This window comes from Mycobacterium sp. E3251 (assembly GCF_001666835.1).
Taxonomy (GTDB): Bacteria; Actinomycetota; Actinomycetes; order Mycobacteriales; family Mycobacteriaceae; genus Mycobacterium.
Genome location: NZ_LZJF01000092.1, coordinates 1 through 21,805 on the forward strand (window position 1 = coordinate 1; position 21,805 = coordinate 21,805).

Annotated in this window: 26 protein-coding genes; 15 read left to right on the plus strand and 11 right to left on the minus strand. The window is 66.2% G+C overall.

Features of this window, described 5'->3' with window-relative positions; genetic code table 11:
- Together A5697_RS12330 and A5697_RS12335 are read left to right on the plus strand one after the other, a co-directional pair.
- Positions 1 to 583, plus strand: a 583-nt coding sequence (locus A5697_RS12330; protein WP_156673272.1) for an ATP-binding protein, incomplete at its 5' end; no start/stop codon positions are given.
- Entirely contained in the window at positions 583 to 906 is a 324-nt protein-coding gene (locus A5697_RS12335; protein ID WP_067947999.1) for an STAS domain-containing protein, read from the plus strand. The genes A5697_RS12330 and A5697_RS12335, both read left to right, overlap by 1 nt.
- Positions 907 to 922: 16 nt before the next feature.
- On the opposite strand, the gene A5697_RS12340 is transcribed toward A5697_RS12335, so the two are convergent.
- On the minus strand, positions 923 to 1,426 hold the full coding sequence (locus A5697_RS12340) for a DUF2505 domain-containing protein (protein ID WP_068010637.1): 504 nt from the start codon (positions 1,424 to 1,426) through the stop codon (positions 923 to 925).
- A 74-nt stretch (positions 1,427 to 1,500) separates the two neighbouring features.
- On the opposite strand from A5697_RS12340, the gene A5697_RS12345 reads away from it, so the two are divergent.
- Positions 1,501 to 1,710 (plus strand): DUF3072 domain-containing protein, encoded by a 210-nt coding sequence (locus A5697_RS12345; protein ID WP_067947997.1) that lies wholly within the window; start codon positions 1,501 to 1,503, stop codon positions 1,708 to 1,710.
- On the opposite strand, the gene A5697_RS12350 is transcribed toward A5697_RS12345, so the two are convergent.
- Positions 1,711 to 2,718: a YihY/virulence factor BrkB family protein gene (locus A5697_RS12350; protein ID WP_067947977.1), complete on the minus strand. Its 1,008-nt coding sequence runs from the start codon at positions 2,716 to 2,718 to the stop codon at positions 1,711 to 1,713. It abuts the gene before it with no gap.
- 126 nt (positions 2,719 to 2,844) lie between these two features.
- Here A5697_RS12350 and A5697_RS12355 point away from each other — a divergent pair, with 126 nt between their 5' ends.
- The 4 genes from A5697_RS12355 (at position 2,845) to A5697_RS12365 (ending at position 5,292) form a co-directional block, all read left to right on the plus strand.
- Positions 2,845 to 3,276 (plus strand): nitroreductase family deazaflavin-dependent oxidoreductase, encoded by a 432-nt coding sequence (locus A5697_RS12355; RefSeq protein WP_067947975.1) that lies wholly within the window; start codon positions 2,845 to 2,847, stop codon positions 3,274 to 3,276.
- 58 nt (positions 3,277 to 3,334) lie between these two features.
- Entirely contained in the window at positions 3,335 to 3,607 is a 273-nt protein-coding gene (locus tag A5697_RS28065) for a hypothetical protein (protein WP_197500981.1), read from the plus strand.
- 120 nt (positions 3,608 to 3,727) lie between these two features.
- Positions 3,728 to 4,660 (plus strand): SAM-dependent methyltransferase, encoded by a 933-nt coding sequence (locus tag A5697_RS12360; RefSeq protein WP_068010639.1) that lies wholly within the window; start codon positions 3,728 to 3,730, stop codon positions 4,658 to 4,660.
- On the plus strand, positions 4,657 to 5,292 hold the full coding sequence (locus A5697_RS12365; protein ID WP_068010642.1) for a class I SAM-dependent methyltransferase: 636 nt from the start codon (positions 4,657 to 4,659) through the stop codon (positions 5,290 to 5,292). Before A5697_RS12360 ends, A5697_RS12365 begins: the two co-directional genes overlap by 4 nt.
- 7 nt (positions 5,293 to 5,299) lie before the next feature.
- Here A5697_RS12365 and A5697_RS12370 read toward each other — a convergent pair whose 3' ends face one another.
- Positions 5,300 to 5,653 carry a hypothetical protein gene (locus A5697_RS12370; protein ID WP_068010643.1) on the minus strand — a complete coding sequence of 118 codons (354 nt, stop codon included), beginning with the start codon at positions 5,651 to 5,653 and terminating at the stop codon, positions 5,300 to 5,302.
- A gap of 250 nt (positions 5,654 to 5,903) precedes the next feature.
- On the minus strand, positions 5,904 to 6,503 hold the full coding sequence (locus tag A5697_RS28070; RefSeq protein WP_197500982.1) for a chitin-binding protein: 600 nt from the start codon (positions 6,501 to 6,503) through the stop codon (positions 5,904 to 5,906).
- A 332-nt stretch (positions 6,504 to 6,835) separates the two neighbouring features.
- Here A5697_RS28070 and A5697_RS12380 point away from each other — a divergent pair, with 332 nt between their 5' ends.
- From A5697_RS12380 to A5697_RS12390, 3 genes are all read left to right on the plus strand, one after another.
- Complete coding sequence (locus tag A5697_RS12380; RefSeq protein ID WP_068010648.1) at positions 6,836 to 7,573, plus strand: VIT family protein; 738 nt, start codon at positions 6,836 to 6,838, stop codon at positions 7,571 to 7,573.
- Between the two features lie 134 nt (positions 7,574 to 7,707).
- The gene (locus A5697_RS12385) at positions 7,708 to 8,553 is read left to right on the plus strand and encodes an acyl-CoA thioesterase domain-containing protein (protein ID WP_068010650.1); all 846 of its coding nucleotides are present in this window, start codon (positions 7,708 to 7,710) and stop codon (positions 8,551 to 8,553) included.
- The gene (locus A5697_RS12390) at positions 8,550 to 10,136 is read left to right on the plus strand and encodes a class I adenylate-forming enzyme family protein (RefSeq protein ID WP_068010652.1); all 1,587 of its coding nucleotides are present in this window, start codon (positions 8,550 to 8,552) and stop codon (positions 10,134 to 10,136) included. Before A5697_RS12385 ends, A5697_RS12390 begins: the two co-directional genes overlap by 4 nt.
- Here A5697_RS12390 and A5697_RS12395 read toward each other — a convergent pair.
- The gene (locus tag A5697_RS12395) at positions 10,103 to 10,720 is read right to left on the minus strand and encodes a TIGR03085 family metal-binding protein (protein ID WP_067947959.1); all 618 of its coding nucleotides are present in this window, start codon (positions 10,718 to 10,720) and stop codon (positions 10,103 to 10,105) included. The genes A5697_RS12390 and A5697_RS12395 overlap by 34 nt on opposite strands.
- Before the next feature lie 111 nt (positions 10,721 to 10,831).
- Between A5697_RS12395 and htpG the strand changes: the two genes are divergently transcribed.
- Both htpG and A5697_RS12405 read left to right on the plus strand, forming a co-directional pair.
- Positions 10,832 to 12,778: a molecular chaperone HtpG gene (gene htpG / locus A5697_RS12400; protein ID WP_068010667.1), complete on the plus strand. Its 1,947-nt coding sequence runs from the start codon at positions 10,832 to 10,834 to the stop codon at positions 12,776 to 12,778.
- A gap of 104 nt (positions 12,779 to 12,882) precedes the next feature.
- Entirely contained in the window at positions 12,883 to 13,098 is a 216-nt protein-coding gene (locus tag A5697_RS12405) for a hypothetical protein (RefSeq protein WP_067947957.1), read from the plus strand.
- An 11-nt stretch (positions 13,099 to 13,109) separates the two neighbouring features.
- Here the strand turns inward: A5697_RS12405 and A5697_RS12410 are convergent, their stop codons facing one another.
- Both A5697_RS12410 and A5697_RS28755 read right to left on the minus strand, forming a co-directional pair.
- Positions 13,110 to 13,619 carry a hypothetical protein gene (locus tag A5697_RS12410; RefSeq protein WP_068010655.1) on the minus strand — a complete coding sequence of 170 codons (510 nt, stop codon included), beginning with the start codon at positions 13,617 to 13,619 and terminating at the stop codon, positions 13,110 to 13,112.
- A 14-nt stretch (positions 13,620 to 13,633) separates the two neighbouring features.
- Positions 13,634 to 13,882: an excalibur calcium-binding domain-containing protein gene (locus tag A5697_RS28755; protein ID WP_369806106.1), complete on the minus strand. Its 249-nt coding sequence runs from the start codon at positions 13,880 to 13,882 to the stop codon at positions 13,634 to 13,636.
- A gap of 149 nt (positions 13,883 to 14,031) precedes the next feature.
- Here A5697_RS28755 and A5697_RS12420 point away from each other — a divergent pair, with 149 nt between their 5' ends.
- Positions 14,032 to 15,057 carry a TIGR03617 family F420-dependent LLM class oxidoreductase gene (locus A5697_RS12420; protein WP_068010657.1) on the plus strand — a complete coding sequence of 342 codons (1,026 nt, stop codon included), beginning with the start codon at positions 14,032 to 14,034 and terminating at the stop codon, positions 15,055 to 15,057.
- Here A5697_RS12420 and A5697_RS12425 read toward each other — a convergent pair.
- The 3 genes from A5697_RS12425 to A5697_RS12435 form a co-directional block, all read right to left on the minus strand.
- Positions 15,047 to 16,678 (minus strand): Nramp family divalent metal transporter, encoded by a 1,632-nt coding sequence (locus A5697_RS12425; RefSeq protein WP_067947951.1) that lies wholly within the window; start codon positions 16,676 to 16,678, stop codon positions 15,047 to 15,049. The genes A5697_RS12420 and A5697_RS12425 overlap by 11 nt on opposite strands.
- Complete coding sequence (locus A5697_RS12430) at positions 16,675 to 18,012, minus strand: magnesium transporter MgtE N-terminal domain-containing protein (RefSeq protein ID WP_068010659.1); 1,338 nt, start codon at positions 18,010 to 18,012, stop codon at positions 16,675 to 16,677. The genes A5697_RS12425 and A5697_RS12430 overlap by 4 nt, the downstream gene beginning before the upstream one ends.
- Positions 18,013 to 18,237: 225 nt before the next feature.
- Positions 18,238 to 18,984: a sensor domain-containing protein gene (locus A5697_RS12435; protein WP_068010661.1), complete on the minus strand. Its 747-nt coding sequence runs from the start codon at positions 18,982 to 18,984 to the stop codon at positions 18,238 to 18,240.
- Positions 18,985 to 19,130: 146 nt separating this feature from the next.
- Here A5697_RS12435 and A5697_RS12440 point away from each other — a divergent pair, with 146 nt between their 5' ends.
- The gene (locus A5697_RS12440) at positions 19,131 to 19,505 is read left to right on the plus strand and encodes a VOC family protein (protein ID WP_068010663.1); all 375 of its coding nucleotides are present in this window, start codon (positions 19,131 to 19,133) and stop codon (positions 19,503 to 19,505) included.
- Here the strand turns inward: A5697_RS12440 and A5697_RS12445 are convergent.
- Positions 19,497 to 20,384 (minus strand): DMT family transporter, encoded by an 888-nt coding sequence (locus A5697_RS12445; RefSeq protein ID WP_068010665.1) that lies wholly within the window; start codon positions 20,382 to 20,384, stop codon positions 19,497 to 19,499. The genes A5697_RS12440 and A5697_RS12445 overlap by 9 nt on opposite strands.
- A gap of 102 nt (positions 20,385 to 20,486) precedes the next feature.
- Between A5697_RS12445 and A5697_RS28395 the strand changes: the two genes are divergently transcribed.
- A complete protein-coding gene (locus A5697_RS28395; RefSeq protein ID WP_231972057.1) occupies positions 20,487 to 21,641 on the plus strand; it encodes a TIGR03086 family metal-binding protein in 1,155 nt (384 codons plus the stop codon).
- Positions 21,642 to 21,805: the final 164 nt, after the last annotated feature.

The window sequence follows — 21,805 nt, forward strand, 5'->3', positions numbered from 1 at the left end:
CCGCGCGACCCTGCTCCTCTACACAGACGGGCTGGTCGAACGCCGGCGCACCGCATTGGGGCAGGGGATCTCCCGCGCAGCGGGCCTGGTGCAGGACGGCCGTGCGTCCACTCTCGATGAATTGGCGAACGACATCATGCTCGGCCTGGCCCCCGACGGCGGCTACCAGGATGATGTTGTCCTTCTGCTCTATCGCCACCCCGCGCCGCTGGAGCTGACGTTCCCCGCCGACGTCAGCCACCTTGCCCCGGCCCGAACCGCGTTGCGCACCTGGTTGACGCGGACCCGGCTGGACCCGGAACAGGCGATGAACGTGCTCGTCGCCGCCGGGGAGGCCGTCGCCAACGCCATCGAGCACGGTCATCGCGACAAACCGGAAGGCACGATCAAGCTGGGCGCGACCGCACTGGTCGACCAGGTGCAGTTGACCATTACCGACACCGGCTCGTGGAAGGTTCCGCAACCGGCAAGTTATCCCCACCGGGGCCGGGGTATTGCTCTCATGCGAGGGCTCATGCAAGACGTCACCATCAGCCCCGACGCCGCCGGAACAACGGTTCACCTATCCGCGAGGATCACATGATGCCCACGTCGCTCACCCTCGACACCGCGCGCCGCGATGACGGGGAGCTGATGCTGGTCGCGGCGGGGGAGATAGATTTGAGCAACATCGACGCGTTCGTCCAGGCCCTTACCAGCGCGAGCGGAGAGTCCTCCGGCGGCGGTCCGCTCACTGTGGATCTCAGTGGCGTCGAGTACCTCGACAGCGCCGCCATCAGCGCTCTGTTCGCCCACGCCAACCACATCCACCTGATCGCACACCCGATCCTGATGCCGATCCTCACCATCAGCGGCCTCACCGAACTGGTTGCCGTCGACCCCGCGTCGCCGGCATCGGAAAACTGACCAAACGTCGGGGCCGTCAGGCGTTTTCGGCGATCCAAGTACTGGTGAAGCGCTGTAACGCGGGAATGCTCTTGGCCAGGTCCGCTTCCATCGACTTCTCGAATTTGCGGCCCACCAGCGGGATTTTGACCGCCACCTCCACGGCGAAGCGCAACCGGGCGCCGTCGCCCGCGGGCCCCATCCACGCTTCCGCACGGCCCGATCCAATACCGCCGGAGCTCACAACGCTGATTTGACCGCGGACTTCGCCGTCGACGACTGGTCGCCATGTCTCGCTGTGGACGATCTTCAGCTCGCCGGGGACGGCTTTGGCAATGAGCGTGGGCATCACCTGGCGAGCAACGTGCTGGGTGGCGCGAACTGTCACGGTGCCATCGGCGTCAACGACCAGGGAATCCAGCGTCGTGGGAGCGTTGCTGGCTTTCAGGCGGGCCAGCCAGTAGTCCTCGCGGCCGAACGTCGTATGGATCTGCTCAACGCTGGCGGGCGATTCGATCGAGATGTCGAAGGAACGCGACATGGCAACGATTCTTCCAAATCCTCATGTTTCGAACGTACGTGCGATGGTTATCCCTTGTCGCGGAGGTGAAGGACATGACAGACAACCGACAGTCGCCAGGCGAGAATCCCGAAAAGGAGACGTCCGAGTGGGTGACCGGCGACGAGCCGATGACCGGCCCGCAGCGCAGCTACGTGCACACCTTGGCCCAGGAAGCAGGACGCGACGTTCCCGACGATTTGACCAAGGCGCAAGCGTCGGAGCTCATCGACGAACTGCAGCAACAAACCGGGCGGGGTAACTGACTAGCCGGCGGGTCGGCTGCCGACGGACGGGGTCGGGGGGCCGGTCGCCTTGCGTCGGAGGTCGCCGAACCTGACGCTAACACGCTGAAAGCCCTTGACCCGCTCGGCTTTTGCCTTCTTGGTGTAGGTCTTGCGGTCGGCCGGTGTAAGTTCCGCGTCATCGGTGAAGGGCGTGAGCAAGGCGCGCGGGTAAAGCCCTTCCACCAGAACGACATTGATCTCGGCGCAGATGACCAGCGTCGACGAGATCAGGAAAAGGAAGGCCAGCAATCCCAGCACCAATGCGAAGACACTGTTGGTGGCGCTGGCCGTCTTCACCGTGTGGCGAATGTATCCTGCACCGCCCCATTGCAAGATCTGCCAGATCACTGCTGCCGCAAGCGCTCCGGGCAGGACTTGGCGATAGGTGAGGTTTCGCGCGGTGGTCACGCGAAATGCCACCAGGCAGATCAGTGCGTTGATCATCACGGCGACCAGTGCGACGCCGATCTTTCCGAATACGCCCAGCGCCCCGGTGGCTTGGCCGGCGGCGGACAGGACGGTGGCGGCCAGGGCCGCCGAGCCAAGGACCAACAACAGCATCAAGCTGCGCAGGCGCGAGCGAATCGGGTCAGGACGCTTGTTCCTCGGGACGGCCCATACCGAGTCCATCGCGTTCTGCACCGCCTGGCCGACGCCCAGGCCGCCGTAGAGCGCGCCAAGCACCCCGACGACCACGGCGGCGGTTCCCCCGCTGAGCCCGGCAGGCTCATGCAGCTGACTGCCGATGACGGGGAATTGGCTCAAGGTGCTGTGCAGCACCTGTTGCTGCAGGTCGGGGCGTCCGGCCAGGATGACGCCCAGGCCGGTCGTCAACAGCAGCAACAGCGGGAACAGCGACACGAACCCGTAGTAGGTGATCAGGGCGGACAGGTAACCGCCTTGATCGTCGAGATACTTGTAAATGACGCCGATCACCACACCCGCTGCGCGGTTTCGGCGTTGCAGCCTGTCCAGCCAGCCGACCATCTCGTGCTCACTTCGTTGCTACGGAAGCGGATACCCCCCCGATGGGATGTCCCAGGTGATACCCCGATTTCGCTGCGACCAATCGTGGGTCGCTCGGCGGCCCCATACCCATGCCAGGATGGGGTGATGGTCGATGATGCGATGCAGTCGGAGCGCGAATTCAACGAGCGCAATATCGAGGAATTCCGCCGCAACGGGGGCAAGGTAGGTGGACAGTTCGAGGGCTTCCCGTTGCTGCTGTTGACCTCGACCGGTGCGCGCAGCGGTGCGCAGCGGGTGAACCCCATCGCCTATTTTGACGTCGACGGCAAGATTTATATCGTCGGATCCGCCGCGGGCCGGGACAGCAACCCGGCATGGGTGCACAACATTCGCGCCAACCCTCGGGTGACTGTGGAAATCGGCTCGCAGGCGCCCAAGCCGGCGACTGTGCGCGAATTACCCCGCGGCGAGCGCGATTCCGTCTATCGGATCGTCGTCGAGCGGGCTCCCGGGTTTGGCGAGTATCAAGAGCGCACCGACCGGGTCATTCCGGTCTTCGAACTGGTTCCCGAATAACAACACCGCCAACGGGTTGCGAGTCGCAAAATGAATGTTGGGCCGGGAGGAGACCGAGATGACACTCAAGCAGCTGGTACGGGTCTGGGCGTTCGGCGCGTTCGCTCTCGCATTGGCGATGTTGTCGGCGGTCACGACGCCAGCGATCGGCCGGGCCGACCCCAATTGCGCTGACGGGTTTGTGTGGAGCGTGGACTTGCATCAATGCGTGCCCTTTGTCCCCGCCGTGAACGGGCCGGGTGGGCCCGGTGGCCCCGGTGGCCCCGGTGGCCCGGGCGGTCCCGGTGGGCCGGGCGGTCCCGGCGGCCCGGGTGGTCCCGGTCCGCGGTAGGGCTTGCTAGCCAGACGTCTTAATCCGCGCGGCGACCTGCCGCGAAATGCTCGGGAACTCATCGCCCCTCGCGGTCGTTATAGTGGCTAAGTATCGCTTCGCTCCGAGGGGACCAAACGCATGCCACGCACAGACAACGACACTTGGGATTTGGCCACCAGCGTGGGCGCGACGGCCACGATGGTGGCCGCGGCCCGAGCGATCGCGACCAAGGCCGACAATCCGCTGATCGAGGACCGGTTCGCCGAACCGCTGGTTCGCGCCGTGGGCGTGGACTTCTTCACGCGATGGGTCGACGGCGACCTTGTTGCGGCCGACGTCGACGACCACGAATCCGGTTGGAAACTCGAGCACATGCCCCTGGCGATGGCCGCCCGGACACGCTTCTTCGACACCTTCTTTCACGACGCGGCCCAAGCCGGGATCCGTCAGGCGGTGATTCTGGCGTCCGGCCTCGACGCGCGCGCCTACCGGCTGTCGTGGCCCGCCGAGATGACGGTGTTCGAAATCGACCAGCCGGAGGTTATCGAGTTCAAGACCACCACCCTGGCGAAGCTGGGCGCCGCCCCGCAGGCGGACCTGCGCACGGTCGCCATTGATTTGCGACGTGACTGGCCGAAGGCGTTGGTGGACGCCGGCTTTGACAAGAGCCGCGCGACCGCATGGATCGCGGAAGGCCTCTTCGGGTACCTGCCGCCGGAGGCCCAGGACCGCTTGCTGGACAACATTTCCGCGCTGAGTGCCAATGGCAGCAGGCTGGCTGTCGAAGCTATCCCGGACCGGCCCCAGCAGGACATCGAAAAAGCGCGGGAGATGATGCGCAGGGCCACCGCGAAATGGCGCGACCACGGCTTCGAGCTGGATTGGGAGGAGCTGGGTTTCGAGGGCGAGCGCAACGACGTCGCCGCCTACCTGAAGGACCTGGGGTGGGAAACGGTCGGTACCCAGATGAGTGAGCTGTTGGCCGACAGTGGGCTGGCGGCGATTCCCCAGACGAACGACTCGGTGTCCGTCGCCGACACCGTCTACTACAGCTCGGTGTTGAGCGAATGACGGCACCGAGTCGACGAGGACTCAACGACGCGGTAACGCGGCTCTGGAGTTTTTTGGCTCCGGCGTACGATCTGCCGTTCCTGCAGCAGTGGGTTTACCGTCCGCCGCATGATGGGGTGATTGCGCAGTTGGGCGCCCACCATGCCCGCAAGATCGCCGATATCGCCTGCGGCACGGGCATTCTCAGTGATCGGATCGCCCGCGAGCTGGAGCCGGACGAGATCTACGGTGTAGACATGTCCGACGGTATGCTCGCCCAGGCGCGCGCCAGAACCGACCGAGTGCAGTGGTTGCGCGGCCCGGCTGAGCAGCTGCCCTTCGACGATGGCGCGCTCGACGCCGTGGTGACCACGTCGGCGTTCCACTTCTTTGACCAGCCGGCGGCGCTGCGCGAATTCCACCGCGTGCTGGCGCCTGGCGGGTTGGTGGCCGTCGCGGCCCTGAGTGCGCGGCAGCCGCGGCTGCAGGCATCGTCGGCGAATAGGTGGAAACCGCAACACAATGCGTCGCCGGCGGAAATGAAGTCGTTGTTCGAAGGCGCCGGTTTCGTCATCAGCGATCAGCACCGCATCCCGCGGCCTGCCTGGACCCGGATCATCTCCGATCTGATTACCGTCGGCACCAAGCGCTGAGCGGCCGTCAGGCGGCTAGCTTGCTCACCACGCGCGGAGCCGGTCGCGAGAAATGTTCGTAGTCACCGCAGTACACGACGCGCGAGGGTCGATAGCCGGGGACCGGCCGGTTGACGACGCATTGCCGAGCGAAACGCTCCTGCGCGCGCGCAACCGTCCGTTCGATGAAGTCGGTGGCAATCCAACTGGCGCCGAATACCGCCGCCGCCATACCGAACTGAAGCGGTGAGCCGGCCGCAAGAGCGACCAATGCGCAGATTCCCGACGCCACGGCCACGACCAGCGTGGCGGCGTACAAGAGGGTCACACGCGGATCTGTCGCCTGCCGCGAGATAGCGGGCTTGAAGTCAGGCGTGGTCATCGCGCCTCCTCTTCAGTCGATTACACAGGCCAGGCAGCTGCGGAAACGCAACCGTGACCTCGATGTTTCGCTATCGAGACCCGTCAAACGAGGGCCATACGGCACCTATGGCATGGCGGACGGCCCCCGCCGAAAGGCCAAAAGTCCCGTCGGCTCGGGTCCCGAGACGATCCATGCCGGCGGAGCTACCGACTGACAGCGCAACGCCCGCCCCGCCGAGTGGCGAAGCGGGCGTTGTTACTACCGCTGTTTACAGCGGAATCCAGACCCCGAAGAACCAGAAGCCCCACTGATTGAACCCGGGGTCCCACACAGGAGTCTCCTGGTAGCCCCAGTAGTTGATCGGGCCGTATCCCCACTGCCCTCCGGGCGGGGGGAGCGGCCGGTCCCACGCGGGCCGCGGCGGCTCGCCGGGTCCCCAGGGTGCCGGCCCATCGCCCCACGGGGCACCGCGGAAGTAACCGCGCTGGGCGTCTCCGTGCCAGGGCCCGCCGGGATGATCGGGCCCACCGGGGCCGCCGGGGCCACCGGGATGATCCGGTCCACCGGGCCCACCGGGCCCACCGGGGCCACCGGGATGATCCGGGCCGCCGGGTCCACCCGGAGGTCCGCCCGGGTGACCGGGGCCGCCTGGCCCACCCGGAGGTCCGCCTGGCCCCCCGGGTCCGCCCGGGTCACCGGGCGCGTTCGGCGGATGGATACCTCCGGGAGCCGGGCCACCATGATTGCCGGCCGGACCGGGTTGTGGCGCTCCCGGAGCGGCGTTGGCGACACCCGCACCCACACCGAACGCCGCGGCGCTCAGGGCGCTGGCGACGGTTATCCCCCCAAGTATTTGCTTGAATTTCATAGTCCTTCACCTGTCTAACTGCCAGTGAATCCTCGGAATCCCCCTTACACAGTTCGACCATAAATAGGTTCCCTATGCATCGGCTGTGCGTGGCCCAAGCAAAACTTCTGGGGCACCCCGACGTGCGCGTTGACGTAGCGAAAGGTGGACGGCACCCACGGGGAAACCGCGAAACATAAACCACGGCGGCCCGCAACGGCGTGTCGTCGCCGACGTTTATGTGTCGTGGATCGACGTGCGCCTGATACGGCGACCCGACGAGGCCGAGACGAGGCAGGGAGACCGCCCAGCCGCTTTGGAAAGGCTATGTTTCCTAGTCGAGCGGATCTTTGATGTATATCGTTGCGGCCGTGCCGAGTCCGTCGCATCCGCATCCGTCCGAACCGCATTCGGGTTCGGTGTCATCGAAATTGAATTGGCTGCGCGCAGGAGTCCTGGGCGCCAACGATGGAATCGTCTCGACTGCGGGCATCGTGGTGGGAGTCGCTGCCGCGACGGTGGAACGAGCTCCGGTATTGACCGCGGGCACCGCCGGACTTGTTGCCGGGGCCGTGTCGATGGCCCTGGGCGAGTACGTGTCGGTCAGCACCCAGCGCGACACCGAGAAGGCGCTGTTGCACAAGGAGCGCCAGGAACTGCGCGACGATCCGGCCGCCGAGCTGGACGAGCTTGCCGCCCTGTATGAGGCCAAGGGCCTGAACGCCGCGACCGCGCGCACCGTGGCCGAGGAACTTACCGACCACAATCCGCTCCTTGCCCACGCCGAAGTCGAACTCGGTATCAATCCTGAGGAGCTGACCAACCCGTGGCAGGCGGCGTCATCCTCAGCGCTGTCGTTCGCAGTCGGTGCCCTCCTGCCGCTGGTCGCGATCCTGGCGCCGCCCGCGATGTGGAGAATCCCGGTCACCGTGGCCGCGGTACTCGCCGCGCTGGTGCTCACGGGCGCAGTATCGGCCGGTTTGGGCGGGGCGACCAAGGGCCGGGCCGTCCTCCGCAATGTCATCGGAGGCGGTCTCGCATTATCGATCACCTACGCAATCGGCCACTTGGTCGGTGCGGCGATCGCCTAAGGGCGCCAACACGCTTGCTCGGCTAGGGAATTGGCCTGCGCCAGGTCGGCCGCGGGGGACTGGAACCCAAACAGTAATATCAACTGTTGCCATCCTCACACGGGGGATCCCAACTCTGGGCGGAGCGTCGCGCATTGACCGAAACGAATTTCGTGCCGGATAACGTTGATTCAGCGGAGCAGACGCCGTACTTCGTGCGCGATGAAACCCGTTTCGTACCAAATCCGATCGCGCGCGGTGGGTGGGGTCCCTCGCTCAGCGGGCACGTGGTCGGCGGACTGCTGGGCTGGGCCGTCGAACGCGCGGTCGACGACCCGCAACTGCAACCCGCCCGTCTGACCGTCGACCTACCCGCGCCGGCCGCGCTGGAACCCATCGAGGTGCGGACCACCGTGCACCACGATCGTCGGCGGCTGCGCCTCGTCGAGGCGGTCCTTTCCCAGCGAGGTGTCCCCGTCGCCCGCGGGAGCGCGCTGTTTCTGCGGCGCGGTCCTCAGCCCGAAGGCCACGTGTGGTCCCCGAACCTGCAGATGCCGCCGCTGCCAATCGAGGACGGCGCTCAGCCGTCGCTGTTCATGCGCACCTACGGCTGGGGCGCGGAACTGCAAAACCCCGACCCCGAATGGGCCGACACTTCCGGCCCGAAGTACACCTGGCTGTATGAGACACGCTGCCTCATCGACGGCGAACCCCTCAGTGCCTTCACCCGTGCGGCGATGGCGGCCGATATCACTGCCTCCCTTGCCAATTGGGGCACGAACGGTCTGCAATTCATCAACGCCGACTACACGCTTACGTTGAGCCGGCTGCCCGAAGGGCCCCACATCGGCATGGCCTCGCTGACGCATTACAGCCACGAGGGCGTGGCCACCGGGTCGGCCGTGCTCGTCGACCGCAAGGGGCCCATCGGCAGTGGTGTTTCGGTCGCGATAGCCCACTCGGGATTCCGCCCGATTCAGGTCAATCCGACGAACGAATGAGCACCGCAAGCGACGCCACTTACTGGGCCTTGATCGCCGACGCGGCACAGGCCCCGCCGCGGCCACTGCTCGCCGACGACAAGGGGCGCAGCCTGACCACCCGTGAGTTCCATGATGCCGCGTGCGCGACCGCCGCGGCGTTCACCGAACGTGGGATACGCGCGGGAACCGTCGTGTCCTGGCAACTGCCGACCACGCTCGAGACCCTGGTCGTCATGGCGGCACTGGCCCGGATCGGTGCGGTGCAAAATCCCATCATCCCGATACTGCGAGAGCACGAGGTCAGCTTCATCACTGAGCAGCTGTCCTCGGAATACCTTGTCGTGCCTGATATTTGGCGAGGATTCGATCACGGCGCGCTGGCGCGGAGTCTGGCCGCGACGCGAGGTTTCGAAGTCATCACCGTTGATTTGGCGACGCCGCCGGACGACGGCAAGCTTCGACTGCCCCGTGCGGCCACCGATGCGCTCGGGCCGCCGCCGGTTGCCGCCCACGACGCGCGCTGGGTCTATTACTCGTCGGGAACCACCGCGGCGCCCAAAGGGATCCGCCATACCGACGCATCGGTGATCGCCGGCGCAACCGGACTGGTCAGCGCGATCGGCATCACCAGCAGCGACGTCGATCCCATCGCCTTTCCCGTAGCGCACATCGGCGGGGCGGTGATGCTGGCCGCCGCGCTGCGAACCGGCATGCGGCTGGCGCTGTTTGAGGTATTCGACCCGGCGACCACACCGTTTTCCATCGCGGCGCACAACCCGACTTTTCTCGGCACGGCAACCCCGTTCTTCGTCGGTTTCCTCGATGCCCAACGAGCCCATGGTGATCAGCCGCTGTTCCCCTTCCTTCGCGGCTGCCTGGCCGGCGGCGCGCCCATCACGGCCGAGCTGGGCCGCCAAATTCGCGAGGCCTTCGGCCTGCCCGGCATCGCCAATGCCTGGGGGCTCACCGAATTCCCCGTCGCGGCCTCACCCTCGCTCACCGACGCATCCGAGTCGCTCGACCACACCGTCGGCAGGCCAACAGCGGGCGTCAGCGTCCGGGTGGTCGGTGGCGACGAGGCCGAACTGCCCGCCGGGCAGGAAGGTGAGCTGCGGCTCAAGGGACCCCAGTGCTTTCTCGGGTACGCGGACGCGACGCTCGACGCCGACGCGTTCGACGAGGACGGCTGGCTCCGCACCGGCGATCTCGGGCTGGTCGACCTGGACGGCAACGTCCGCGTGACCGGCCGCATCAAGGATGCGATCATCCGCAACGCGGAGAACGTGTCGGCCCTCGAAGTCGAGAATGTGCTGGCCACCCATCCCGCGGTCACCGATGTCGCCGTCATCGGGATCCCCGACCCGCGCACCGGTGAGCGCGTATGCGCGGTGGTGGTGCCGGCTTCGGCCGAGGACCTGTCGCTGGAATCACTGGTGCGGCATTGTCATTCGCGCGGGCTGAGCCGCTACAAACATCCCGAGCGCCTGGTCGTCGTTGATGCGCTGCCGCGCAATCAGTTCGGCAAGGTGATCAAAAAGCAGCTCCGAGAAGCGTTTGGATCAAACGACTACAGGCCCTTGGGCGCATCCCGGACGGACTGAACCGCCGATGCGTCGCCGTCGAACTCGACTCGCGCGGAGCGCCCGACCGCGAACAGCAGTAGCTCCTCTGGCGCACCGGTCACGGTGACCGCCGGACCGCGTCCCGCCGTGAGCAGTGTCTTGCCCTCGGGGGTGCGCAACGCGACCCGGCCCGGCACCTTGGCGAGCGTGACCCGGGCCATCAGCGGCAGGGTGCGTCGCAGCCTGGCGGCCAGGGCAGGCTCCAGCTCGCGGGGGGCCCAGCCTTGCTGGGCGCGACGCACATCCTCGTGGTGGATGAACATCTCGGCGACGTTGGCTACCGCGTCGAGCAGCTTGAACGGTGAGTACACCGGCGGGCCGGATGCGATTTTGTCCACCAGCTCGCTCCACTCGGTTTCGGCGGTCTGGTCCTGCACCTTCTCGGTGTGCGGGGCGAAGAACGGGATGACGATGCCCGGAGCGGCGTCGGGGCGGTATTCGCGGATCACCAGGTGGGCGGCGAGGTCGCGCGTCTTCCACCCCTCGCAGAGGGTGGGTGCATCGGGTCCGACGCCGCGCAGGGTGTCGACAAGGGCGGCTCGTTCGCGCTGGGCAACAGACATCTGCTCAGCGTAGGCCCGACGTGATCGCTACGGGCGAACCCCCGGACACTTGCGTCTCGAAGCTCGGTAAATTTGAAACGTCATGTCCTGGGAGAAATGTAGGGAATGTCGATGAACGCGCGTGTCGAGCAGTTGGAGTTTCAGGCGGAGGCCCGCCAGTTGCTGGACCTGATGGTCCACTCGGTCTACTCCAACAAGGATTCGTTTCTGCGGGAGCTGATCTCGAACGCCTCCGACGCACTGGACAAGCTGCGGCTGGAAGCCTTCCGGAACAAAGACCTCGACGTCGACACCTCCGACCTGCACATCGAGGTCGAGGTGGACAAGGACGCACGCACCCTGACCATCCGTGACAACGGGATCGGCATGACCCGCGACGAGGTGGTGGGGCTGATCGGCACCCTGGCGAAGTCCGGCACCGCCGAGCTGCGTCAGCAATTGAAGGAGGCCCAGAACGAGGCGGCCTCCGAGGAACTGATCGGTCAATTTGGCATCGGGTTCTACTCGAGCTTCATGGTCGCCGACAAGGTTGAGCTGCTCACCCGCAAGGCCGGCGAAAGCGAAGCCACCCGGTGGGAGTCGAGCGGCGAGGGCACCTACACCATCGAAGCCGTCGAAAACGCCCCGCAGGGGACGTCGGTCACGCTGCACCTCAAGCCCGAAGACGCCGAGGACGAGCTGCACGACTACACCTCGGAATGGAAGATCCGCAGCCTGGTCAAGAAATACTCCGACTTCATCGCCTGGCCGATCCGCATGGAGGTCGAGCGACGGATCCAGGTTCCTGTGGAGGAAGACTCCGAAGAGACCCGTGAAGAGGTCGTCATCGACACCGAGACCCTCAACTCGATGAAGGCCCTCTGGGCGCGGCCGAAGGAAGAGGTCTCCGAGGAGGAATACAAGGAGTTCTACAAGCACATCGCGCACGCCTGGGATGACCCGCTCGAAATCATCGCGATGAAGGCCGAGGGCACCTTCGAATACCAGGCCCTGCTCTTCATCCCGTCCCACGCGCCGTTCGACCTGTTCAACCGCGACGCCCAGACCGGGATTCAGCTGTATGTCAAGCGGGTGTTCATCATGGGTGACTGCGACCAGCTCATGCCCGAATACCTGCGCTTCGTCAAGGGCGTCGTCGACGCACAGGACATGTCGCTCAACGTGTCACGCGAAATCCTGCAGCAAGACCGGCAGATCAAGGCGATTCGCCGGCGCCTCACCAAGAAGGTTCTCTCCACCATCAAAGAACTGCAGTCCGAGCGACCGGACGACTACCGGACCTTCTGGACTCAATTCGGCAGAGTCGTCAAAGAGGGGCTGCTGTCGGACTTCGACAACCGGGAAACCCTGCTGCAGATATCCTCATTCGCCTCGACGCACAGCGAGGAGGAGGCCACCACCCTCGCCGAGTACGTGGAGCGCATGAAGGACGGCCAGGAGCAGATTTTCTTCGCTACGGGTGAGACGCGGCAACAGATCCTGAAGTCGCCGCACCTCGAGGCCTTCAAGGCCAAGGGTTACGAGGTCCTACTGCTCACTGACCCGGTCGACGAAGTCTGGGTGGGGACCGTGACCGAGTTCGACGGCAAGCCGCTGCAGTCGGTCGCCAAGGGCGAGGTGGACCTCAGCTCCGAAGGCGAGGAGAGCGAGGCCGAGCGCGAGGAGCAGCAGAAGGAATTCGCCGAGCTGCTGACCTGGATGAAGGAGACGTTGAGCGAACACGTCAAGGAGGTACGGCTTTCCAGCCGTCTGACGGACTCGCCGGCCTGCCTGATCACCGACGCTTTCGGCATCACGCCTGCCCTCGCCCGCCTCTACCGTGCGTCCGGTCAGGACATCCCCGTCGGCAAGCGAATCCTCGAACTGAACCCCAACCATCCACTGGTCACCGGCCTCCGCGAGGCGCAGAAGAAGGCCGACGGAGATGCCGCACTGGCCGAGGTTGCCGAGACTGCCGAATTGCTCTATGGCACAGCGCTTCTCGCCGAGGGCGGCGCGCTCGACGATCCGGCCAGGTTCGCCGAGTTGCTCGCCGACCGCTTGACCCGCACCGTGTAGTCGGGGATTTGCCAGATCTCCGGGAACACTGTTCGCCGTCGGCTTTGTCGGCAAATGGCCGATTAGCTCGATTGAAAAGCCGCTGGCAGGGATAATCACGTCCCATGGCTGAGTTTCGCGTCGTCGACCCACGTGGGCGGGTTGTCGCGACGAAGGATTTCGCCGACGCGGAGTCCGCGCACGCCTGGTTCATTCGTTCCATTGGCGGCAGCACCGAGCTGGGCTGGCGCATGGAGGTCAACGATGACGGGCAGTGGGCTCACTTCGACGACACCCAAGGCTTTACCGCTCCGGTAAGCCACCGTCCCCCGAAGCGCTGAGCACGCGGGCGTCAGCCGGGCCCGATGACGAAGCAGCGGCCGCCGACGCTGCTGAGCAAGACCTCTTGCACCGCGGACGCCGCCACGCTCGTGAATCCGAACCGATGCACTTGTTGATCGGCGGCGATGTCGGCGTCCTGGGATTCGGTGGTGCCATCCTTCTTCCGCACCAACGCAGTGATCTTGGCCGGCTGGGACGGGTCCTTCGGGTCACGGAAGTACCACACCTCGATCCCGGCGCCCGAGGAATCGGCACGCCACCCGTCGGCGTAGTAACACGCCGGATTCCCCTCGGCATCCGGAGGCGGTGGCGGGCATATCGATAAACCCACGCACGCCGGCGTGCTGGTGGTCGCGGGAGAGCCGACTGAGCTCGGTGCCTTCGAACTCGGAGGCGCCGACGACTTCGTCGCGCTCGAACTGGACGCGTTGGGCGGTGCGGCGTGCTGCGACCCGCACGCCATGAGACCGGCAGAGGCCACCGCGATGACGGCGAGCCACCGCACCGTGGACACGGACATCGAGCGCCGCAGCCTCAGTGGCAGACTTCGCACGCGATGCCGTCGCCGTCACGATCGAGCGGCGCCCGGTATCCCGGCTGTCCCGCGTAGATCGGGGCGGCGCCGGCGGCGCACGCCGCTTTGCAGTTCGGGTAGTAAACGCTGCCGCCCGTCGTCGGTGAAGTCGTTGTCGTGGTTGTCGTCGTCGGCGGGGTGGCCAGGGCCGGGGGAGCCAGGGCAATTCCCACTGCGATTGCTCCAGCGATGACCAATCCACGAAGCATGTTCGAAAGCCTCCTATTAGCGAAACGGCGGTGGTTGCTGTTGCCTACAGAGCTAACACTGTGAACCGGCCGCCCAGCAAGAGGCGAATATCGCCGGCGCGGTTGTCCCGCGGCCCAACCAGCGCCCGGCCCCACGTAGGCTCCGAGGAATGCACGTCGACGCGATGACGGTCCCGCAGCCGCTACACCAGATCGGCGACCTGGCCCGGCGAACGCAATCCGGCGGATTCTCCGGCTTGCTGTTCACCGAGACGGGGCGCACGGCCTACCTCAACGCCGCCGTGGCGTCGCAGGCCGCTCCGGGTCTCGAGCTGTCCACGGGCGTAGCGGTGGCCTTCCCGCGCAGCCCCTTCGTAACGGCGGCCACGGCGTGGGAGCTTCAGGAAGCGACCGGCGGAAACTTCCGGCTGGGCCTGGGCACCCAGGTGCGCACGCACGTCGTCCGGCGCTACGGAGTGGCGTTCGAGCGGCCCGGCCCCCGGCTGCGCGACTACTTGTTCGCCGTCAAGGCGTGCTTTGCGGCGTTTCGATCCGGGACGCTCGAGCACCACGGCGACTTCTATGACCTCGACTTCATCACCCCGCAATGGAGCCCGGGTCCCATCGAGGCGCCCGATCCGAAAGTCGATATCGCAGCGGTCAATCCGTGGATGCTGCGGATGGCGGGCGAAGTGGCCGACGGGGTGCACGTGCACCCGCTCGGCGAGCCGGGCTACATCGCCCGTCACGTGCTGCCGAACATCGCCGACGGGGCGGCCAAGGCGGGACGCTCGCCGTCGGACCTCGCGGTGATCGTTCCGGTGATGACCATCGTCGGCGACGGCGACGAGGAGCTCCACAAGCAACGCGAACTGGTGCGGGCCAGCGTGGCCTTCTACGGCAGCACACCGAATTACGCGTTCATCTGGGACCAGGCCGGGTTCGAGGGCACGACCGCCCGGATTCGGGAAAAGCAGAAGGCCGGGGACATCGCTGGCATGGCGGCCCAGGTCAGCGACGACCACATCGCGGTCTTTGCCACCGAGTCGACGTGGGACGGGCTGGCCGACGCGCTGAGGGAGAAATATGCCGGTAAGGCCACGCGGCTCGTGCTTTACAACGCCGTGGGCGATCCCGAGCGTTTCGAGCGGTACGGCGAGGTGGCCCGCCGAATTCGGCAAGCCGTCAGTGACTGAGCTGTATTGCTTTGACCACCAATAGCAATGCGCCGAGGATCAGATAACCGCGCAGCGCGATCATGCCCAGACGGGTGCCCGGTGACCAGGTGACCGGCTCCAGCAGGGCCAACGGTGGCATGCGCCAGGTGTTGCGATCCACTCCCCGTGCCGGAAGTGGCGCCGGGGGCGCTGCGGGTTGCCGGCGAGCCATCCAGCGCAACGCCGGCACGGCCGCCGCCGCGAGGACGATCAGGACCAGGGTTAGATAGCCGGCGACCGCGACGACATCGAGTTTGGGGAACAGGGTGGTGGCCATCAGGATTCCGGACAGCAAAAGCAGCGTGCCCACAATCAACCCGGCGACCCCGTTGAGCCAGGGGCGATTGACCCACGGCCCCAACACTTCCCGATCATTGCACAGCAGCAGCAGAAAGACGCTGGCACTGGGCAGCAGTAGCCCGGCGAGGGCCTGAACGGCGGTGGTGATCAGGCCGAGCGGAGCGCCCGGGATGAGGACGATGGCGGCGGCCAACACCACCATGGCGGTGTAGGAGAGGTAAAACTGCTTGGCATCGGCGAATCCGCGGTGCAGCGAGTGCTTCAGGCCGAACACGTCACCGAAGGCGTAACTGGTGGCCAGGGTCACCGCGGCGGCGCCGATGATCGAGGCGTCCATCAGCACGATCGCAAAGATCCAGCCGAGCGTCCCCCGATGTTCCCCGAGTAGGTGTGCCGTGGCACCGGCATCGGTGAAACCACCGATGGTGTTGGTGGAACGTGCCGCCCATTCGCCGGTCATCACCAGCGCCGCCGCACCGATGACGACGACGAAGGCGCCCAGCACGGTATCGGCGCGTTCGTAGCCGATGAAGCGCGGGGTGATGCGCTTGTCGACGACGTTGGACTGCTGGAAAAACAGCTGCCAGGGCGCCACGGTGGTGCCGACGATGGCGATGATGAGCAGCACCGCGTCCGAGCTCACGCCACCCGAAATGCGGGGTATCACGAAGGATTTCGCTGCCTCGCCCCACTGCGGGTGGGACATCAGCAGCATCGGGATCTGCAGCAGGGTGACGGCGATGAAGACGAACATGGCGCGCTCCCAGCGCCGGAAGCTTCCGCTCGCCATGATCGCGACCAGCGCCACCGCGGAGACCGGCACCACCACGTATTTGGAGACACCGATGTACTGGGCGGCCAGGCTGATGCCGATGAACTCGGTGACGATCGTCAAGAAGTTCAGCAAGAACAGGTCGCCCACCGAGAACCAACCCCAGCCGCGGCCGAAGCGCTCGTTGATCAACCGCGCGTGTCCGACGCCCGTGACCGCCCCGAGCCGGACCACCATTTCCTGGTTGACGATCAGCACGGGTATCAACAGCAGCAGCACCCACAGCAGGGAGTAGCCGTAGTTCTGCCCGGCCTGGGCGTAGGTGGCTACGCCGCCTGCGTCGTTGTCGCCGACCATCACGATGATCCCCGGACCGACGATCGCCAGCAGGGTCAGCAACCGTGTCTTCCAGGTGCGTGCGTGCTCGGTTTCGCCGACGCTGATCCGTCCGAACGCGCCCTCGATATCACCCAGGTGCGCGGTGTCGAGCACCGCGCTCGGTGCCGTCTCTTCGCGACCGGCCGTCACGGCGTGTTACCTCCCGGCACACGCGCGTTGGGGGCATCGGAGGGGGCGAGCTCGCGGATGGGGCGCGGCGCGGGCTCGCGCCGACGCCAGTCTTCGGGGATGGTCGCCTCGAGCACGTCGTCGACGGTGACCACCCCGAGCACACGGTCCTGTTCGTCCACCACCGGGATGGAGTACAGGTTGAAGTCGGCCATCAACAGCGCGACATCGGTCAGGTCCGCATCGGCGGTGACCCGCACCGGGTCCGAATCCATCAGCCGCTCAAGGGTTTCACCGGGCTGGGCCTGCAACAGCGTGATCACCGAGACCACCCCGTCGAGTCGTCCGTCCGCGTCGAGAACATGCACCTTGATGAGCGCCTCCGGCTGTATGGTGCTGGCGGTCGCGATCAGCTCCAACGCCTCGGCCGCCGTCGTGGTCGCGGCGCACGATACGAAGTCGACGTTCATCAGGCCGCCGGCGCTTTCGGGATTGAAGCCCATCAAGGTGATGACCTTGGTGCGCTGCGGGCCCGGCATCAGGTCCAGCACGCGCCGGCGCCGCGACTGGCGCAGGTCGGCGATCGCGTCGGCCGCGTCGTCGGCCCGCATCCGGCCCAGCAGCGCGGCAACCTCGTTGTCGGGCATGCCGTCGAGGAGTCGGCTGGCCTTCTCCGGCTCCAGTTCTTCGAACACGTCGGCTTCCAGTTCGGGGTCGCTGCGCACCCGGTCGAGGATCTCGCCGCCCTCGGCCTTGTCCGCCTCCTCCAGCAGGTCGGCGATCTCGGCGGCTTTGAACTCACCGAACCGATCCGACAGGCGCCGCACGGCGTCGGAGCGAGCGTCGCCGATCAGCGGTTCGAACGCCTTCCAATCGCGGGCCGCGTGCCCACCGGACTGCTTGATCAGCCCGAACAGCCGCGGTGGCCGTCGGGTGTCCACGCGCGTCAGCATCCATGCGCCGCCGATATCTTCCAGCTCCACGTCGTAGGCGCGAATCAGCTCCACGTTGGCCACGTCGATCAATCGGTGGCCCAACACGTCGGCGCGCAACAGCACCTCGCCGTTGCGGCGCTCGAAGCCGCGAAGGTCAACCTTGTTCTTGGTCAACAGGACTCGGTCCGCGGTGTATTCATCGACGGACTTGTCGCCGATGAACACGCGCCGACCGCCGACCCCCGCAACGATCCCGGTCACCAGTGGATACTCGTCGGCGCCCCGCAGCCGGACGATCACGTCCTCGACCCGGCCGACGGTTTCCCCGGCGCGGGCGATCACCGGCGCGCGCAGCAACTGCGACAGGTGAATCACCGGTCGCTCCCCGCTGCGTTCGGCCGCCCTCTCCGATCCGCTCATTCGTTCCTCCTCGACACTCCGCGACCGACCCTTCGAGCAGGCTGCACGAAACCGGGTCGCGACATCGTGTGCAGCTACGGCTTACCGCCAGGATCGGTGGTGGCGCAAGTGTCGTCGCTGACCGGCCGCAAGATCGTACGCCGGGGGCGTGAACACTAGCTACTGCAGGCAGGTGAACGGGCGGCGACCAAAGGCGTTCGGCCGGCGCGCAGACCGGTGCTTCGCCTATTGCTTATCGATCTTCGCCGCGATCTGGTTGGCGATTTGGACACCGAGATCTCCGACGTCCCTGCGACAAGCGTCGACGTCGATGACGACGTTGCTGCGCACCGTCAGTGCCCGCTGGCAGGGCATGGTCACGTTCCCGCTGCTTCCGTTGATGGTCACCGTCACGGGAGCGCTGAGAACTCCGTTGGCGTTGGAGACCTGGCCCACCTTCCACTGCAATTCGGGTTGGCCGCCTTCGGCGGGAACGGTGTCCTGGCGGTCGGCGCAGGCCGGCCAGCGCTGAGACGAAGCGGTGTAAAAGGCTGTCGCCTGATCCGGCGAAGGAAACAACACCACGAACTGGTCTACGTCCGGCCTTTCCATCTCGGTCGCACCTGCCGGTGCGGGCGCGACGTCGTGATAGCCGTAAACCGCGCTGTTCCCGCTGTCGGCATAAACGGCTGCCAGGGCCGCGCGGATGGCGTAGTTGCATTCGGCGGGAACTGTGTAATCGCTGCGCTTGACGGGGTCTTCCGCCAGAGCGGTTTTCGGCGGGTCGCTATACGTACCCGTGACGCCGAGCGCGGTGTCCAGCTCGTTCGGGCTGAGCATCAGGTTGGCCAACTGATCCTTCGTCAGTGGGCCTTTTGGCGAAGTCGTGGTGGCCGTGGTCGATGGCGAGGCGGTGCCGCCACCACTGTGGCCGCAACCGGAGAGCAGGATTCCGGCAGCGGCAACGGCGACCGCGGTTTTCAGCTGGCGCATGTCGAGGGCCCTTCCTGCCTGAGCCCCCGCTCAAGCATTTCGCGCACCCCCGGCGCGTCGCGTATTGACAACCTATTGGTGGACGAAGCGTACGACGACAGCCTTCCGCCGCGAGGACATTCGGAGTCAAGGGATATGTTCGATGCGTGTCCGCAGTCGACTTCACATCGGTAGCGCCGATCGTCCCGGTCCTGAATCTGGACGCCGCCCTGGATCGCTATCGACGACTCGGCTTCGACGCGCGCGCATACGAAGGTCCTGCTCGCTATGGGTTCGCCGACCGCGGATCGGTGTCGATTCACCTCACCGAATGGGACGAGCACGACCCACTGCGCACGGCCGCCAGCGTGTACTTCTACGTCAGTGACGCCGACGCCCTCTACGCGGAGTGGGCGGCACTGAAAGATCTCGGCGGCCGCCTGATCCCACCGCAGGACACGGACTACGGTCTGCGCGAATTCGCCTACGTCGATCCGGACGGTACGGCGCACCGAGTCGGCTCGCGCATCGGATCAGGCTGATACCGCGGGCTTTTCGTCGGCTGGCGGGGCGCCGGTGGCCTGGCTGTGGGCCAGGGCCACCGTGGCCGCCGCCATCACCGCGACCGACAGGCCCAGTGCCGCCAGGCCGACGTCGTTGGTTCGCAGCGTCTCGCCCAGCACGGTGACACCGAGCACCGATCCGACGACGGGCTCGGCGACGGTGACCGCCGGAAGCGATGCGGTGAGCGGGCCGGCCCGAAAGGCCGATTGTTCCCAGGCCGTGGCCGCGATCGCCACCACCACCCACACGTACAGCTCGGGTAAGCGCAGTAACGCCGGGATGCCGTGGTCGAGTTGGTCGACAACGCCCTTGGTCAACACCGAGAACAATCCCCACAGCGAGCCGGACATGAGGCCCAGCAACAACGCGCCGACCGCGCCCGGAAATATGCGCGCGCCGATGACACACAGGATCAGGGCCGGACCCATGACCAACGCCACGATGGTCCACGTCTGCACCGACCCGCGCGGCGTTCCCTCCTGCGGGTCGCCGACGGTTACCACCACCGCCACCGCGGCCGCCAGTAATACGGCCCAAATCCCTTGGAGCACACTGATTCTCCGGTGGTTCACCCGAGCGCTGATGAGCAACGCGAACAGCAACGACGTCACCAAAATTGCCTGCACGAGGACCACCGAACCCAGGCCCAGAGCGGCGGCCTGAAAGCCGAACCCCGCGGCGGCCACCAAGCTGCCGGTCCACCATTGGCGATCGCGAAGCAGCCGGCGAAACAGCGCAAGGGTGCCGACCGGCTTATCGGTGACCTGCTGGGCGGATCGTTGCTGGATGACGTCTCCGAGGCCAACCATCAGGGCGGCGGCGACCGCGAGAAGCGCTGCGATATCTGTCTTGCCCACGCGGACCTCCTGTGTAACCGGCGCTGCGAGCCTAGACTTCGGGACGGTACGCGGCCGACGGTAGCGGAAATTTTTCCCGCTAGGACATTAGGAGGCTGCCGCATGACCAGCCGACGACTGTGGCGTGTGCTCGTGGTGCTGCCCGCCATCGCGGCCACTGTCTTCGCAGTCCTCTATCTGCTCTTGCTGGGCTGGGGAATGCTGATGCGAATACAACGTGTCAGCGACTGGACGCGCCAACTGACCAAGCGGGGGAATCCCTATCTACGCACCGTCGCCGGAACCCGACTGGGAATGTTGTACTTCAACCTCAGCGCACTGCGGCACGTCGGCCGGCGCAGCGGCCGAACGTATGTGACGCCGTTGAGCGCCTATCCGCTCGGAGATGGCTTCGTGCTGGCGGCGGCGTACCCCCATGTCGACTGGTTGGAGAATGTGCTGGACGCCGGCAAATGCCGGTTGACATGGAACGGCGGCCAGTACGCGCTCGAACGGCCCGAACTGATCCCGCGTGCGGAAGCGATAAGGGCCTACCCACGCCTGGTGCGGCCTTTCCTGGCAGGCGCCGCGGGACAGAACAAGTTTGTGTGGCTGCATCGCGCTGAGGCGTCGGACGCACCGCGGCCGCGCAGTGATTCGAAGCTGTCTTCTGGCAAGGAGATACACGCAATGGACAACACGACATCCACGATCGGCGCGATGGCTACCGAGGCGCTCGATCTCCTCATCGAGGCCGTCGACCACATTTCACCGGACGGCTGGGACCAGCCATCCAACCTCGAGGGCTGGAGCCTGCGCGAGCTGGTTGATCACGCCACCGGCAGCGCAGCGAAAGTCGTGACGCTCGTGGAGAACGGCGAGATCTGGGGAGGCCCCTCACAGCCGTCGGAATGGATGTGCGACAAGCCGGCGGCGCGGCTTCGTGAGCTGGCGACCCGACTACGAGACGCGCTGCCAGGCGCCGACTTCGACGGGATGCGGACATCGCCGGAAGGCGAGGTTTCGTTGCATCGTGCGCTGACCTATCCCGTCTCGGACTTGGCCATGCACGCCTGGGACATCCATCGCTCACAAGGGCGGCTGATCGAGCTGCCCGAGGACCTGCTGACGCTGAGCCGCGCGCTGGTGGAGTCGGTGCCGGAGCAGATGTTGCGGCGGCCGGGTGGCTTCGGTCCGGCCCAGGCCGCACCGGCGGATTCGACCCCGACGGCCCGGCTCATGGCTTTCCTCGGGCGCTCAGTCGATGCCGTGGCGTGACTGCGCTTGCGGCACAACGTGGTTGGTCTAAGCACGTCGGCCGCATCGGTCACAGGGGCCACACCAGTCACCGCGCCGGGAGCCGCACAAATTGCCCGCCTCTCAGCGACACTGTGCGCGTGTCGCGGCTCCACGTTCCGTCGCCCGATGTTGTCGCTCGGAGG